Genomic DNA, 13,917 nt, shown 5'->3' with positions numbered 1-13,917 from the left:
ATGAAAAAATGCTAAACAAACATGCGATATGGTTTCCCGGTCAGGGCTCGCAGCGCGTCGGAATGGGAAAAACGCTGAGCGAGCGGCACCCGGTTGTCAATGCGACGATGGAGGAAGCGAACGAAGCGCTGGGCATTCGCCTCGACAGCCTGATGTTTGAGGGACCGATAACGGAGCTGACGCGGACGGACAACGCCCAACCCGCCATTCTTGCGCTGGGCGTGGCGATGTACCGCGTCTACAGCCGGGAATGGGGATACCTGCCTGCGATGGCCGCCGGCCACAGCCTGGGCGAGATTACCGCATTAACCTGCGCGGGAGCCATAACGTTCCCGGATGCGCTCAAGCTCGTACGCCGCCGCGGCGAGTTGATGCAAGGGGCCGCCGCTGCGGGGATCGGCGCGATGGCCGCCGTGAACGGGCCGAGTCCTGAGGTTGTCGCCAAAGTATGCTTGGAAATCAGCACAGCCTGTACCGACAGAAATCGTATTGTAGTGGTTTCGAATATGAATTCAACGCGACAAACGGTGATTTCGGGCCACAAAGAGGCTGTCCGTGAAGCGTCCGAAAAACTGTCCGCCCACGGGGCCGCAGTCATTCCGCTGCAGGTAAGCGCGCCGTTTCATAGTCCGTTGATGGCGCCGGCGGCGGCGCAATTTGCCGAAGAGCTGAGCCGCGTACCGTTTGGAGAAATGGATTTTCCCGTAGTTTCCTCCTTAACGGGTCTGCCTTACGGAGATTTAGTGGAGATCGCGGGTATGCTGGCAAGGGGATTGACGGACCCCGTCAATTGGCCGGCGGTCCTTGCCTTTCAGAAAAGCATGGGCGTTGCCGCTGCCGTGGAACTGGGTCCGGGCAATGTGTTGAAACGCCTGGCTCCACCGGACGACGGACTGCGTGTATTCGCTTTTGACGACAAGGAAGATGAGGCGCATTTGGCTGCCGCAAGCCGGCAAACGGACGCTTATTCGATTGATCTGCTAAATCGTTGTCTGGCTATCGCCACTTGCGTCCGCAACCGCAACTGGAACGCGGCCGAATATGAACAAGGCGTCGTTTCGCCTTACCGCGGCGTGCAGCAGTTGGTCGATCGGCTGCGGGAGACGGGAGAGCAAGTGGCGGAAGCGCATGTTCGGCAAGCGCTAGCGATGCTGGAATCGGTGTTTCGCACCAAAGGCACGTCCGCCGAAGAGCAAGAACGGCGGCTTGCAAGACTGCAGGGTGAGTTCGGCCTGCGCGGCTTGCCAGGCGGTTCTCCTGCCGACCGGCCATACGCGGGCAATCTAGTATAGGAAGGAGCGGGGGCATGGGTATCCGGCTGAACAATGACGAGTTGGATCAAGATAGAGTCCGGCGCCCGGCGGAGCTGCCGTCTCCCGTGGAGATTTTGCAAGCATTGATCCGCTTCAATACAACAAATCCGCCGGGCGATGAAGCCCCATGCATCATGTATATCCGGCAACTGCTTGAGGATGCGGGCATTGAGACGCGGATCTGTGCGCTTGATCCGGCCCGGCCCAATCTGATGGCCAGGATAAAAGGCAGCGGGGAGGCACCGCCGCTGCTGCTGTATGGGCATGTCGACGTCGTTGGCACAGACAAGCAAGCCTGGAGCCGCGACCCCTTCGGGGGCGATATTCATGACGGCTTCGTCTGGGGGCGGGGCGCTCTTGATATGAAAGGCGGCGTGGCGATGCTCGTATCGGCTTTCCTTCGCGCGCATGTCCGCAAGCTGCCGCTGCGCGGCGATCTCATTCTGGCGATTGCCAGCGACGAGGAAGCTGGGGGCAAATACGGGGCTTCCTTCCTGGTAGAGCGGCATGCCGATTATTTTGCAGGCGTAAAGTATGCGCTCGGCGAGTTCGGCGGCTTCTCGTTTCATGCACTGGGGAAAATCTTTTATCCGATTATGGTGGCGGAGAAGCAGCTATGTTGGCTCAAAGCGACGATTCGAGGAGACGGAGGCCACGGCTCCTTGGGCAAGCCGGGAGCCGATTGCATGGAGCAATTGGGGAACATGATTCAATCGCTTTGCAGGAATAAGCTGCCGATCCGTGTGGTACCGGCGACCCGGTTGATGATTGAAGGCATGGCCGCCGCGCTGCCGCTGCTGCCGGCGCTGCTGCTGAGAGGACTGCTGCGTCCCCGGCTGGGCGGCCTCATCCTGAAGCTGCTGGGGGAGAAGGCCGGGACGTTCGCCCCGCTTCTGCGTAATACGGTCAGCGCAACCGTCGTTCGCGGCGGCGAGAAAATCAACGTTCATCCAAGCGAAATTACGGTCGAGCTGGATGGCCGAACGCTGCCGGGCGTCACTCCGCAGCAATTTATGGACGAGCTGCGACGATTCGCGATTCATGATTCGATCGGGCTGGAAGTGCTGCGCCATGACCCATGCGCCGCAGCTCCCGACATGGGAATGTTCGGTTTGCTGTCCGATGTGCTGAAAGAAGCGGATAAGGAGGCCGTACCGGTGCCGATGCTGCTACCTGGAGGAACGGACGGAAGATTGTTTGCGAGGCTCGGCATCCAAACCTACGGTTTCCTGCCCATGCCACTGCCCAAGGACATGCAGTTTACCAAACTGATTCATGCGGCGGATGAACGCATTCCCGTAGAAGCGATCGGTTTCGGCACGGATGCGATTTACCGGGTGCTGGAGCGGTACGGAGCGCAGCCGCTGTCATCGGATCGTTAGAGCAGCTTGCCATGCACATGCCGTTAGCGTTGACCGGGAAGGAACATGCAAGCGACGTTCGCCGGGGACCGACCCCATAGCGTAAAAAAAATAAAAGCACCTTCAAGAAAATTTTCCAAGTCGTAAGATGCGGAGGACAATTTTGGAGGTGCTTTTGTATCTGATAAATCGATGAAGTGATACCAAGAGAAAAGAAGCTTTCAATGTTTACGGTTATATGAATGGTCCGCTTATCTTAAGAGATCAGGTTCTCTGGTAATTTTTTTGTTGTATAATAAAAAAACAAAGATCACGAAATGTGGGAGTAAAAGATGAGTCTGATCAAGGAAAAAATTATACAATCCGCAATCCGTCTTTTTGCCGAAAAAGGATACCAAGCAACGTCGATTCAAGATATTGCCGAAGATTGCAGCATAGCAAAGGGTTCTCTTTATAAATACTTTGATTCCAAAGAAGATTTATACATCTGTATTTTAGAGCAACGACAACAGAGTATGATCAAGGCAGTAGAAAAGATTAGGCAGCGTACCGACTTGTCCCGTAAAGAAACGTTCCTGGAGGAAATAGCCTATCAGTTTGAATTCTTTCTGGAACATGGGTATTATACATCACGGGATCATCATGATCTTCCCTTGGATCATCCGGACAAAATCAGCTTGCTGCTGCGGCAGATTCGGTTTAATATGCTACTTTATTATCAAGATCTTTTGACGCGGAATTATGGAGCCATTATACAGCGTTGGCACTGGGACCTTGCGGTAATGTTCAGTGCTATTATAAAGGAATACACCTTTTACTTGCTGGATGGGCCTAAATCGGTTGCCAAAAAAGAATTAGCTTCGTTTATTGCCGGCCGGATGGATGATCTGGTCCAAGGGTTGGAGAAAAGATTACCCGGCCCGCTTCTTACTGGTGATCATGTAGGGAGAGGGATGTACATCGATACGGAGGAAAATTCCTTTAAAAAAAAGAAGGCTGCCCTTTTTGAAGGCATGCTAACTGCTATCCCCGAGATTCCAGTTCCTAATCTCCGTAAAAAAGAACTTCACGAGGCAGCCGTTATGTTAAGGGACGAGCTGTTAAAAGACAGCCCACGCGGTTTTTTGGTACGTGCTCTGTTAAATGATCTTTCAACCGAGAGGGAGCTCAGTTTATACAGCAGCCAGCTTCAGCACATGTTTAGAAGCATAAGCTCACTTGCCGAACGGCAGCCCTAAGGGCATCGCTCGAAAGAAAACAGGAAGAGACTTTCTCTTCCTGTTTTTGCGTTCCTACCAAACAATACAAACGGGATGCCGTGTTGCAAAACGCCGGCGATTTACTATCGTCGGTGTACGTTCATGCGGATCAATCCGAGCCGCTTCTAGTGTGTTCCCGTTCCAGGGAATTGGAAAATGTTTTGCAAGGCTTTTCCATACAAATGAAGGGGCACATGATCCCCGCTGATATAGTAGAATACGGCCATGCCGTTCTCGAGCGAAAGAAGAGTCCAGGCCATTTCGTCCGCGGATAAAGTGGCCCCGTGCTTTTCTGTCGCCAACAAGTCTCCAATTGATTTGGAAATTTGACTGATGGTTTGCGTGATCATGTCGGACCATTTAACGCGGGCCGATTCCTCGCGCATGGCATAGAGCAGAAATTCCATGTTCAACATGCTCCATCGTTTGCTCTCCTGCCGGGACGAATCAAAATAGGAATCCATCGTCTCGATAAACTGCGTCAAGGAATGCTGCTGCTCGATGACTTGCTTAATTTTATACACGTGCAGTTGCATTTGTTGCTCTAATATAGCGAGGAAAAGTTCCTCTTTGGATTGGAAGTGGGCATATACCGCCCCTTTGCTGAAACCGGCAAATTCGGCGATTTTATCAACGGAAGCCCCGTGAAAACCTAATTGTGCAAAAGTTTCTACGGCGGATTCCAAGAGGAGCTGCCGTGTTTCCTTCCTCCGTTCTTCCTGTGTTAATCTACGTCTTGCCATGCCTCGCTCTTCCTCTCTTGACAATTATACCATTTAGAATTAATATACCACATAGTATTTAAAATCACCACTAGTTTGTTTGCACTTTATGCATCCAAATGTAAAGAAAGAAGGAATGAATAAACGGATAAGAATAAGGATGACACACCAATGAAGCAAGGTTGCAGCACGTAAACTTACAGTTGATAAGCTGTCCATGTAAAAAACAAACAGTAAGGCAGGCAAACGCTTATGAATATCCTTTTTCATCGTAAAACACAGCTGGGCGTCACCGTACTATCTTTTGCCGCGGCTGTGGTTGTATGCATGTTTTGTCCCATGCAAATCCCCATTCATTTCGTTCTGGGGCAGGGGCCGGATCTGTTGGTCAATAAATTTTTAGGTTTGTTTATTTTGCCTGTTGTGATGACCGTATGTCTTTTGTCAAGAGCGTTTTACTACAGAGTGGGGTGGGCTGTTTACCTTTTTGCGGCGCTCCAAATCTTCGTTCTTTATCAGGCGGCCGTACTGTAGGTGTGGCGTGTTGAGGGCATAAATCACATGTAATACTAATGATTTGGAGGAAACTGCAATGATCCAATATCCCTCGTCTGTAAACCCTTTAAGAGATGGACAATTCATTCCAGAGTTTGCGGCTTATACCAAATTAACTCTGGTTAATCGTTTTCAAAATGAAAGGAAAGGCGGCTCGTTATCTCCTCATTGGAATTCCATGACGTTTCAGCAATTTATGGATGCGCTTCAGAACGAAAAGTCGGATGGTGTTCATACAGGAAGCGTACCACCGGAGGAAGAAGAGACCAATCGTTTCTATTTGCAGCAAAACGGGGAAAGTTTATTTGCCCGCAAACGTTTTGAAGCGATAGAAAGAGCCTACCAGCTTGGTTTGGTCGATGTAAACGGCGTATTGAAGTCTTAATATAATTAAACGACAGCGAAATTTTAACGAGACCGGGGAGTAAAGATACCCGGCCTTTTTTGCACAGCGATTTTGTTATTTCTGATGCGGCACAATCCGGCCGGGTACCCATGGCGAACAGCTTATTTCCCTAAAAACAGGATTACGGATAAGCATCCTTTTATAGACTTATTTTTATTCCTGTCCCGAATCTGTCCTTCTCGTTCGTTCTATTTGTAAACCCGGAAGACTCTAAAATAAGTTTGGCTGTAGCTTTTGCCGATATCTTTTTAAAGGATCGCGGTTCTATCCAAAACTAAGGCTGAAATTGCGGAATTTTGTTCTTTAATCCTGTTTTACGACGGGTTCGCAGCTTTTTCGTGCTTTGATGGATCTGAAACCTTAATTGAATTTTGTTGATTCACATGCAGGTACTTAATTTATGGGAATGAATGAAAGAAGAACTAAAGGTGTGGGGAGAGTTAAACATATGAATATTGAACAGAAGTTGTTCCAGGCCGCCGTTGAGTTAATAAAAGAAAGATATCCTGCGGGATGGGGTGGAGCGGCTGCGATGTATACGGAAAATCACGCTATTCTAACAAGTGTTGCCCCAGAGGTCATAAATGCCTCAACTGAACTGTGCATCGAAACAGGCGCCATACTGGAAGCACACAAATTAAACGTAAAAATTACCCATTCTATCTGTGTTGTCAGAGAAAACGAACAGGAGGCATTTAAAGTTCTATCCCCTTGCGGGGTATGTCAGGAGCGATTGTTCTATTGGGGAGCCGATGTAAAAGCGGCTGTACACTCACCAGATGGAAGATTAATTTACAAAACATTGTCGGAGATTCAACCCTATCACTGGTACAATGCTTATATAGAACATCCTTAAAACGGCCCTATTCTCGTCTAAATCTGAAAACAAAAAGAAAGAGACTCTTCTCTTTCTTTTTGTTTTTTTCTGTTGCGTACGGATTAGTTAGAGAACTTTTGCTTGGCTTCTGCAGCTTCAAGAAGGTGCTGTTTCGGCCTTCTCAGAAACAGACTTAGAAACAGTCCCGCACTTGCTATACACGCGGCCAGAAAATAAGTGTCTCCAAACGAAGCGATTCCTGCTTCTAACGGATTTTTTCCAGCGGGGAGGACTGCCATATTCCAAGCTGTGCGCGCCGTAAGATATCCCGTTATGCCGGCAATGGCGAATGATGTGACAACCTGCTGAGCCGCGCTTGTAAGTGGCGTAACCCTGCTGACGAGATGAGGGGGAGTGGCGTTCAGGACGTGTGTATTTAAGCACATCATAGACAACCCCATTCCCGATCCGAGAAAAAACAACAGAATCATGATGACTAAAAGCGGCGTTTCAAGAGTAAGACGTGACATGACAAATAAAGCCGCTGTAATCAGAAGCATACCGACAAGCAGGGGAGGACGCGCTCCTATTTTGTCAAAAAGCTTCCCGCCTATGGGCATGAAAATCATGGAACCTATGGCCTGCGGCAGCAGAATGAGTCCCGTTTGAAGGGGCGTATAGCCTTTGATCTGCTGAAGAAGAAGCGGAAACAGCAAAACCGTACCGAATAATGCGATTTGCATAATCCAGGAAATGAAAATACCGCGGGAAAAGTCGGATGACTTGAAAACGCGAAGCTCCAGCAGCGGCTGTTTCTGATATAAGCAAGAGAAGATAAAGAGAATTAGGCAGATTCCCCCGACCGTAAGCCCTGTCCATGTGCCGGTTGAAGACCATTCGATCCCCCCTTCGCTTACCCCAAAGGCCAATAGAGCGAACGCAATCGGACCCAGTATCATTCCGATTAGGTCCAAGGCAGGGGCTTCCTTGCTTTCAAAGGAAGGGAGATATTTGCGGCCGATGATGATTCCGATAATGCCGATGGGCACATTGATGAGAAAAATCCACTGCCAGCTTACATATTCCACGAGCCAACCGGACAGTACCGGGCCCAGGGCGGGAGCAAGCAGCATGGGAATCCCGAACATGCCGATAATGGATCCTCTTTTGTCAGGTGGAGCCAAGCGATAGACCATCGCCATACCGATTGGGGAAACCATTCCGCCGCCGATTCCTTGTAAAATACGGAACAAGATTAATTGTTCCGTCGTTTGGGCAAATGCGCAGAGGACGGAACCGGCCGTAAACATCCCTATCGAAAAGAGAAAAACCCGTTTTGCCCGAAATTTATCGCTCATCCAGCCGGCTAAGGGGATAACTGCCGATAACGCAAGTGTATAAGCAGTGATGGTCCATTGAATCGTAGGAAGAGACGTTTCGAAATATTCAACGAGTGTCGGAATGGCAACATTGACGACCGTACTGTCCAAGATCACCATAAAGGTGCCTATTATAACAGCAAGGAGCGGTGCTAACAACTGCCTGACGAATTCTTGGTTTTCTTTGGCCTTACTATTCGTTGTTGAAGAGATGGACATCCTAATAACCTGCTTTCTTTGTGAGGATATGACCAATTGGTTTTTATAAAAACTATTTAGTCACATTATGGAAATCATAATAAACGGTCATCCTGTTTTGTGTCAACTATCGGTTTTTTCGCTCTATTATTTTTCTATTAATATTGACAAAAATACTTATCGGAACTAATATACCTATTAGTATATAAATTTCAAACGGTATATTTTGTGTGTCGAATTGCCCTTTGCTTTTGATAATCAGTGGTTTACTGGAAGTGTAAGGAAGCGAGGGAGCAAGGAAAAGCACTGGCTATAATGGCGGCTTTCCTCTAATCTTAGCGACAACTTTTATTTACCTTTCAAACTGCATATTAAACTTACGCATAAAAGGGGTTGTAATTTTGAAAAAAGAAGAAATTCAAGAAAAAAGCCGATTTGAAAATGAAGCCATGGATGAAAGAGAGCATAAAATAGATGATGATTCTATCTATAATGGAATGCTTGGGATACTTGTAGTCGTATTTTTATATCTTTTCTTTAAAATGTTTACGGATCAACCCGTAACAGATATGGTTTCTATTTTGACAGCCAATCTGACTGTCGTATCCTTTTATAAATATAAAAAAATACCGAAAAAAATATTTTTTCTTATAAATACCATTGTGGGAGCAATCGCAACCGTTGGATTTATGACAGCTTATGTGATTGGGGTCATCGCTTCATAAAGCAAGTCCTTACACGTTTTTCGTTGGCGATATATATTCTGAGAAAACGTAAGGAGCCGCATGTTTGCAGCTTTTTTTGTTTTCCGATTAAGTACAAGAACTTGTATCCTTAAGCGCGACTGTGATCGGCCTAGATTGGAGCGAAACATGCAGTGTGAAGGGAAAAGGGAAAGTTTTCTAAACATGCGGGTTGAAAATATGTTCATGTAGTACCATCCATGACAAAGGCTGCCGATACAATCGGCGGCCTTGTCCTCTTACTGGCAGGAAAATTATTTTATAACAATACATTCCGAAGAAATATTTAGATATCTATTGTAAGGTTAAGGCGAAACGGGAAGGCGGGAGGAAACGTTCATGACTAGGAAACAAAAAATCGTAGTGATTGGTGCAGGGATTGTTGGCGCATCAATGGCTTACAACTTGGCAAAGCGTAATCAGGATGTCACTTTAATCGAGTCCAATTCAACGGTTGCGGTTGAAGTAACCGAAAAATCTTTCGCTTGGATTCATTCATCAAGCCCCGTTTTACAAAATTATCGGCATTTATATAATGCAGCACTAACCGAATACCGCGTATTAGAAAAAGAAATAGCTGAGTTAAAGATAAACTGGCACGGCGCACTGACATGGGGAGTTCCTGCAAGTATGGAGGAGTCTCATATACAAAAGTTAAATCGGCAGGAGATCATGGAACTGGAGCCAAACTTGAGGGAATATCCGGAAGAAGCCGCTTACGCGCGTGAAGAAGGCGCTGTTGATCCGATTTGGACAACAAAGCTTTTGGTGGATAAGGCTGAAGAAAACGGAGCGAAAATACTGTTCGATACGAAAGTGATGAAAATACGGACAGAGAATGCTGGGGTTGTTGGCGTTCACACCTCAAACGGTTATATCGAATCGGATGTTATCGTAGTAGCAACCGGCGCAGCTTTACCGGAACTCTGTAAGCCGTTAGGCCTCGATGTTCCTGTCGCTCCTTCGCCTTCTATTATTATTCGCATGAAATCGAATGAAAAGTTAATTCATACTTTAATCTCGAATTCACAATTTGAAGCAAGACAACTAACCGACGATACGCTCATAGCGGCCGAAGATTATAGGGATGAGTCCGGAGAAAATGGGCCGGAGGCAATTGGCAAACGAACGTTTGAACTCCTGCGTCATGGTTTAAAAGGCGGAGAGAAATTGGAATTGGAAAGTATCCAGGTAGGAATGAGACCAATGCCCGCAGACGGATACCCCATTGTCGGCTTTTGTGATCAGATAAAGGGGCTGTATCTAACCGTTATGCATGCGGCCATTACGCTGGCTCCTGTTATTAGTCACTTGGCTGCAAGCGAAATTATAGACAACGTACGGATGAAAGAATTAGAAAGCTGCCGGTTATCCAGATTTTAAACGTTGAATACCCGTGTAAAGAGATGCTGGATTATACGCCAAAGAAAAAGATGATCCTAAAAGTGGGTTCGGTTGTTAAATGTAAAGTTTCGTGAGAAACTGAAGTATATTTCGTCTATAATAATGTCATTGCCATTAACGCAGTAGCGGGAGCGGCAATCGAATCGGCACGGGAAACGATATACATTGTTAATTCTTGATGAAGTTATACGGGATGGTGACTATGGCAAATATTAATGATATTGCAAGACGCGCAGGAGTGTCCGTTTCTACAGTATCAAGGGTGTTGAACCATCATCCTCATGTATCACAATTGAAGAAGGCTGCCGTGCAGCGTGTGATTGATGAATTGGACTATGTTCCAAACCGCTCGGCTGTTGATTTAATTCGCAAGGAAACAAGAAGTTTTGGTGTAATCATGCCGTACAACAACAATCAAGCCTTTGATCAATTGCTTCACGGTATTCTTAATCGATCGGTCGAACGTGACTATACCGTAATGGTTCTGCCTACTAAGTACAACACAGAAAAAGAGCTCAGCTATTTAAATAAGCTGAAAAATAAACAACTAGACGGAATCATCATCACCTCTCGTGCGAATTCTTGGGATGCCATTATTCCATTCACCAAATATGGGGCAATCGTCGCATGCGAATATACAGAACATCCTGAGATTGGGTGTGCTTATATGGATCGATATGGATCTTACTTAGAAACATTTCAAATTCTAAAGGATAAAGGACATTCGCACGTCGCTTTTACGACAGCAAGAGGAGAGGAGAGCAATAGTACTCAACTGACGATAAAAGCATATCGGCAAATATACGGAAATTTTTTACCGGAATATCATATCAAGGATTGCTACAATATTGCCGACGGTGTAAGAGCGGCGCAACAACTTCTTCAGAGTGAGTTAAAACCAACCGCTATTTATGCGAATGGCGATGAGGTTGCGACAGGGATTTATCAGTATGCAAGGAGTATTGGGATTGGGGTACCGGAGGATTTAGCCATCATCGGGCAAGAGAATCAGCCTGTTGGAATTGGGCTGGAACTATCCACGGTTGATCATCAACTTGTGAAAGTCGGTGAACTGGCCTTCGATCTTGCAATTGAAAAATCTAAGGAAAAGGTAGAGATTCCTTACAGAATCATTTTACGTCAATCGATATAGGAAGAACTAATTCGCCGAATAGGTCGGGTGACAAAAACATGGTAACATCAGAAGCCGCTGATTATGCGGCTTTTTATTTTGATGATATTAAGTTCTTTTCAAAACAGAATGACAAGAACTTGATATCACCCGACTAATTCTGAAAATGGAGTGGTTTCATAGTTTTACGTGTAATTTCAAGTAGTCCAGGAGCAGCCCGTTGTGGAGCTGCTCTAGTGCCGATATTATTTTTTTTATGTTTTTTCCTTACAACTTGTTCACCATTTCCCGTGCCTTCAAATCGCATGCAGCTTCAGGTGCGTGAACAATAATCATTGGCATTGTATTTTTCCTTTCCTTAGTCATATTTTTGAGGCCGCCGCATCTCCACGCAGCGGCCTCTGACAATTAGAAGGAAGGTGCTTTGGGGCCATTACTTGCGATCAGATGTTCTGACCACCCGAGACTTCGATTCTCTGAGCATTAACCCAGCGATTATCGTTTCCAAGTAGGCTGGCGACTGCGGGACCAATGTCCTCGGGTACCCCGACTCGACCAAGGGCAGTCATCGCGGCAAACGTGTCATTGTAAGCAGGTATGTCGCGTACAGAACCTCCTAGAAAATCGGTTTCGATTGCTCCAGGTGCAATGGTATTAGCGGTGATACCTCGGTGACCAAGTTCTTTGGCCATATAGAGAGTTAGAATCTCGACCGCTCCCTTCGCCGCAGAATAGGCGGAGAATCCGGGATAAGATACACGAGTGAGACCTGATGAGAAATTTACAATACGGCCACCATCTGCAAGAAGTGGCAGAAGGGTCTGAGTCAAGAAAAATACGCCCTTGACGTGCACATTGAACAGGCCGTCGAACTGAGCTTCTGTTGTTTCGGCGAAGTCTATCATTTCTCCGTGGCCGGCATTGTTCACCAGATGATTGAAAGTGGCGCTATTCCAAGTAGAATGCAAGGTCGAACGGACAGTCTTAGCAAAGGCCGCAAAGCTGGCGATGTTTCCAACATCGAGTTGTAGAGCGACTGCTTTACGCCCCAGAGCTTCGATTTCAGTAACAACAGACTTTGCTTCCTCTGCTTGGCTACGATAGGTCAGGATGACATCACCGCCATGACGCGCAATACTGATGGCAGTATTGCGACCAAGTCCGCGACTGCCGCCAGTGACGATTGAGATATTTGTCATTGTAACTTCATCCTCTCAAGAATCATTATTAAATACACTGTTATCATAAAAGATAAAGTTCACTTGAAGTCAAGGCTTTTTTATATAATAATAAGTACATAATTGAACAGAGGTTTTTTTGTTTTAATCCTATTTTTACCAATATTTGTAGTAGAAACACGGTTAATTTAATTGGAAAAGTCAAGAAAGTGTTGAAGTTCACTTTAACAGAGGAGGGTGAAGGTATATTTATGTTGACTATAAGAGAAGTAACTGAATTGACAGGAATAGCGGCTCCCACACTTCGATATTACGAAAAGGAGGGGCTGCTTCCACATGTGAAGAGAAATGAAAATGGGAAGCGGTTATATGACGAAGAAGATTTAAGCTGGATACACTTTGTTACTGCACTTCGAGCAACAGGAATGCCGATTGCCCAAATTCAGAAGTATGTATATTTGTATAAAGAAGGGGATTCGACTATTTCGGAACGAAAAAGGATGATGCTTCATCATAAAAAAGAAATTGAGAAGAGTATAGGGGAACTATATTTTAATTTGGACAAAATAAACTATAAACTTGCTCTATATGATGTATTAGAATCACAGATTGAACGGACTAGCATAAAAATTTGACTAAAGCCTGTTTCCGAAACGCATACGGTATAAACGTCAGTAGCCCCAGGCCTATCATTGTACTGGTGCTGTTATAGCTGCCTCGAGCTGCGGCAATTTCTCAAAAAGATGCATGAGGTACTTAAACGGAGGCAGTCCATTCTCCTTCGCCGTCTCGATGATACTGTAGAGACGAGATCGCTGCTGATGGAGCCATTTCGAATGAGTCTCCAATACCGGAAGGCCTCGTTTCTTGTCTTCCAGCATGCCGCTCTCCCGGAGTGGAATCTTTCAAGAAACGAGTAACAGGGAGAGGGTAATGTCATGTTGATTCCAATATGATCAGGGGCTGCTGATCGGTATTTTCCTCAATGAACTTTAAGAAAGAATGAAAAGCCTCCAATCCTTCACGAGTATGAAGGACGTAAAGCTCGTTCCGAAAGGGCGGCCTTTGTCAAAGAAAGTCTGGCCATGACTTTCTCCCTTGGCAAAGTCCAACCAACCCACTGGTTTCATCGTTTGTATCACATTCAATTCATAAGTTTAGCCGGCAGCCCCTAGTTTCGCTTGTAGTGTCAATCAGACTTAAACATGTTTCTACAAATAGGTGGTTGCGGTACGATGTATTGGGATACTGATGAACAGGGAGAGCCGGTCTGGAGTGAACATAATGTAATGCCGTACGGAGCGGGAGAGATTGACTTGAATAGCTATTATTCGCATGTTTGAACGATTTCGAATTGCGCGGGAGCCCTGTCATCCGTCTCATGGCAGCGAATGGGACGTGCTGTTGCGCACATCGTTTTTTTTAAGATAAGGAGAGGACGAGCGGAACT

13 protein-coding genes and 1 pseudogene are annotated in these 13,917 nt (G+C 46.4%); 10 read left to right on the top strand and 4 right to left on the bottom strand.

Annotated features, from left to right (window positions below):
* Nucleotides 1-8: 8 nt before the first annotated feature.
* From fabD to KVT34_RS10555, 3 genes are all read left to right on the top strand, one after another.
* Entirely contained in the window at nt 9-1,292 is a 1,284-nt protein-coding gene (gene fabD, locus KVT34_RS10565) for an ACP S-malonyltransferase (protein WP_217558579.1), read from the top strand.
* 14 nt (nt 1,293-1,306) lie between these two features.
* The gene (locus KVT34_RS10560) at nt 1,307-2,695 is read left to right on the top strand and encodes a M20/M25/M40 family metallo-hydrolase (RefSeq protein ID WP_217558578.1); all 1,389 of its coding nucleotides are present in this window, start codon (nt 1,307-1,309) and stop codon (nt 2,693-2,695) included.
* 311 nt (nt 2,696-3,006) lie between these two features.
* Nucleotides 3,007-3,912: a TetR/AcrR family transcriptional regulator gene (locus tag KVT34_RS10555; RefSeq protein WP_217558577.1), complete on the top strand. Its 906-nt coding sequence runs from the start codon at nt 3,007-3,009 to the stop codon at nt 3,910-3,912.
* Nucleotides 3,913-4,058: 146 nt separating this feature from the next.
* On the opposite strand, the gene KVT34_RS10550 is transcribed toward KVT34_RS10555, so the two are convergent.
* The gene (locus KVT34_RS10550) at nt 4,059-4,676 is read right to left on the bottom strand and encodes a TetR/AcrR family transcriptional regulator (RefSeq protein WP_217558576.1); all 618 of its coding nucleotides are present in this window, start codon (nt 4,674-4,676) and stop codon (nt 4,059-4,061) included.
* 231 nt (nt 4,677-4,907) lie between these two features.
* Between KVT34_RS10550 and KVT34_RS10545 the strand changes: the two genes are divergently transcribed.
* From KVT34_RS10545 to KVT34_RS10535, 3 genes are all read left to right on the top strand, one after another.
* Nucleotides 4,908-5,189: a DUF1648 domain-containing protein gene (locus KVT34_RS10545; protein WP_217558575.1), complete on the top strand. Its 282-nt coding sequence runs from the start codon at nt 4,908-4,910 to the stop codon at nt 5,187-5,189.
* A 58-nt stretch (nt 5,190-5,247) separates the two neighbouring features.
* Nucleotides 5,248-5,595 (top strand): hypothetical protein, encoded by a 348-nt coding sequence (locus tag KVT34_RS10540; RefSeq protein ID WP_217558573.1) that lies wholly within the window; start codon nt 5,248-5,250, stop codon nt 5,593-5,595.
* Between the two features lie 469 nt (nt 5,596-6,064).
* Entirely contained in the window at nt 6,065-6,472 is a 408-nt protein-coding gene (locus KVT34_RS10535) for a cytidine deaminase (protein ID WP_217558572.1), read from the top strand.
* A gap of 83 nt (nt 6,473-6,555) precedes the next feature.
* On the opposite strand, the gene KVT34_RS10530 is transcribed toward KVT34_RS10535, so the two are convergent.
* The gene (locus tag KVT34_RS10530) at nt 6,556-8,031 is read right to left on the bottom strand and encodes an MDR family MFS transporter (protein ID WP_217558571.1); all 1,476 of its coding nucleotides are present in this window, start codon (nt 8,029-8,031) and stop codon (nt 6,556-6,558) included.
* Nucleotides 8,032-8,411: 380 nt separating this feature from the next.
* Between KVT34_RS10530 and KVT34_RS10525 the strand changes: the two genes are divergently transcribed.
* The 3 genes from KVT34_RS10525 (at nt 8,412) to KVT34_RS10515 (ending at nt 11,310) form a co-directional block, all read left to right on the top strand.
* Complete coding sequence (locus KVT34_RS10525) at nt 8,412-8,735, top strand: DUF6442 family protein (protein ID WP_217558570.1); 324 nt, start codon at nt 8,412-8,414, stop codon at nt 8,733-8,735.
* A 357-nt stretch (nt 8,736-9,092) separates the two neighbouring features.
* The gene (locus tag KVT34_RS10520) at nt 9,093-10,136 is read left to right on the top strand and encodes an NAD(P)/FAD-dependent oxidoreductase (RefSeq protein WP_217558569.1); all 1,044 of its coding nucleotides are present in this window, start codon (nt 9,093-9,095) and stop codon (nt 10,134-10,136) included.
* A gap of 223 nt (nt 10,137-10,359) precedes the next feature.
* Nucleotides 10,360-11,310, top strand: a complete 951-nt coding sequence (locus KVT34_RS10515; protein WP_217558568.1) for a LacI family DNA-binding transcriptional regulator — start codon at nt 10,360-10,362, stop codon at nt 11,308-11,310.
* 422 nt (nt 11,311-11,732) lie between these two features.
* Here the strand turns inward: KVT34_RS10515 and KVT34_RS10510 are convergent, their stop codons facing one another.
* Nucleotides 11,733-12,488 (bottom strand): SDR family NAD(P)-dependent oxidoreductase, encoded by a 756-nt coding sequence (locus KVT34_RS10510; RefSeq protein WP_217558567.1) that lies wholly within the window; start codon nt 12,486-12,488, stop codon nt 11,733-11,735.
* 230 nt (nt 12,489-12,718) lie between these two features.
* On the opposite strand from KVT34_RS10510, the gene KVT34_RS10505 reads away from it, so the two are divergent.
* Nucleotides 12,719-13,102: a MerR family transcriptional regulator gene (locus tag KVT34_RS10505; protein WP_217558565.1), complete on the top strand. Its 384-nt coding sequence runs from the start codon at nt 12,719-12,721 to the stop codon at nt 13,100-13,102.
* An 84-nt stretch (nt 13,103-13,186) separates the two neighbouring features.
* Here KVT34_RS10505 and KVT34_RS32595 read toward each other — a convergent pair.
* Nucleotides 13,187-13,388 (bottom strand): annotated as a pseudogene (locus KVT34_RS32595) (transposase domain-containing protein); the annotation flags it as partial.
* Nucleotides 13,389-13,917: the final 529 nt, after the last annotated feature.

Origin of the sequence: Paenibacillus sp. GbtcB18 (genome assembly GCF_019091125.1) — a bacterium.
GTDB lineage: Bacteria > Bacillota > Bacilli > Paenibacillales > NBRC-103111 > Paenibacillus_F > Paenibacillus_F chitinolyticus.
The sequence above is the reverse complement of the archived record's forward strand: the minus strand, read 5'-3'. Positions and strand labels throughout refer to the sequence as shown.

Bases quoted from the DNA above. Each gene is read 5' to 3' on its own strand.
- KVT34_RS10535 (WP_217558572.1), top strand. From the start codon at position 6,065: ATGAATATTGAACAGAAGTTGTTCCAGGCCGCCGTTGAGTTAATAAAA.
- KVT34_RS10505 (WP_217558565.1), top strand. From the start codon at position 12,719: ATGTTGACTATAAGAGAAGTAACTGAATTGACAGGAATAGCGGCTCCC.
- KVT34_RS10555 (WP_217558577.1), top strand. From the start codon at position 3,007: ATGAGTCTGATCAAGGAAAAAATTATACAATCCGCAATCCGTCTTTTT.
- KVT34_RS10560 (WP_217558578.1), top strand. From the start codon at position 1,307: ATGGGTATCCGGCTGAACAATGACGAGTTGGATCAAGATAGAGTCCGG.
- fabD (WP_217558579.1), top strand. From the start codon at position 9: ATGCTAAACAAACATGCGATATGGTTTCCCGGTCAGGGCTCGCAGCGC.
- KVT34_RS10510 (WP_217558567.1), bottom strand. From the start codon at position 12,488: ATGACAAATATCTCAATCGTCACTGGCGGCAGTCGCGGACTTGGTCGC.
- KVT34_RS10530 (WP_217558571.1), bottom strand. From the start codon at position 8,031: ATGTCCATCTCTTCAACAACGAATAGTAAGGCCAAAGAAAACCAAGAA.
- KVT34_RS10545 (WP_217558575.1), top strand. From the start codon at position 4,908: ATGAATATCCTTTTTCATCGTAAAACACAGCTGGGCGTCACCGTACTA.
- KVT34_RS10540 (WP_217558573.1), top strand. From the start codon at position 5,248: ATGATCCAATATCCCTCGTCTGTAAACCCTTTAAGAGATGGACAATTC.
- KVT34_RS10550 (WP_217558576.1), bottom strand. From the start codon at position 4,676: ATGGCAAGACGTAGATTAACACAGGAAGAACGGAGGAAGGAAACACGG.
- KVT34_RS10520 (WP_217558569.1), top strand. From the start codon at position 9,093: ATGACTAGGAAACAAAAAATCGTAGTGATTGGTGCAGGGATTGTTGGC.
- KVT34_RS10515 (WP_217558568.1), top strand. From the start codon at position 10,360: ATGGCAAATATTAATGATATTGCAAGACGCGCAGGAGTGTCCGTTTCT.